General features: G+C 50.1%; 1 protein-coding gene and 1 pseudogene. Both read right to left on the reverse strand.

Features of this window, described 5'->3' with window-relative positions:
• Window positions 1–3: 3 nt before the first annotated feature.
• Window positions 4–477, reverse strand: a complete 474-nt coding sequence (locus tag R7Q11_RS25465; RefSeq protein WP_005481229.1) for an aminoacyl-tRNA deacylase — start codon at window positions 475–477, stop codon at window positions 4–6.
• Window positions 470–852 (reverse strand): annotated as a pseudogene (locus R7Q11_RS25470) (folate-binding Fe/S cluster repair protein); the annotation flags it as partial. The pseudogene R7Q11_RS25470 and the gene R7Q11_RS25465, both read right to left, overlap by 8 nt.

An 852-nucleotide genomic window follows, 5' to 3' on the forward strand; every position in this document is an offset into this window, starting at 1 on the left:
ATGTTAACGACAGATTTCGGCCACGGTGGGTTGGCATAGCTGAACCAAATCGTCGATGGATAACGCCAGCCCTGCCATGCGGTCCCCACTGCTGATGGTGACTTCACGTTCTTCCAATAAGCTTGGGTCAAACACAATCGGCATCTGTCGTTTGAGTAATAACGGCGTCACAGTGCCAATTTTATAACCAGTGATGGCTTCTACATCGGCCTGGTCGACACAAGTCATGCGGCGACATTGCAGTAAAGCTCGTACCTTTTTTGGATCCACACTGCGATCACCAGGGGCGCAGGCGAGGGCGTATTGATTGCCCATGTCTCGCAGCAATATCGCTTTGACCATTTGAGAAGGGCGAATGCCGCGTTGTTGCGCGGCATCCTCAATTGTTGTAGCTGGTCTTTGATGCGGAAGCAGACGAAACGTGATGTTTTGGTCGGCAAGAAACTGCATCAAAGGAGTATGAATGGCATTATTCATCATCAAGGCTGTAAGGCAATTCTGCGATGGTCCATTCACAATCAGGCTGAGACGTCAAACGAAGGCGAGTGTCGTCATCCAGATTATTTGGTAACACGATCAAACCCATAGCTTGGTTATCACTGAATTGATAGTGAGCCAGTAACGTGCCGACTGAGCGCCAGTTGTCGCCTACGCTGCGTTCTAGTTCAATCGCATCATCGTTTAACGCGGTCGACGTTGCGCCTTTCACGATGTACATAGCGCGCTTGTTTGTGCCGCGGTATTTCGCTCGAGCTACGGTTTCTTGGCCTGTGTAACAGCCTTTTGTGAAGCTAATGCCACCTAGGGCTTGAATGTTCAAGGCTTGTGGAATGTGCTCGTTTTGCGCTGTAG

The sequence above is a fragment of the Vibrio sp. 970 genome (assembly GCF_033339075.1).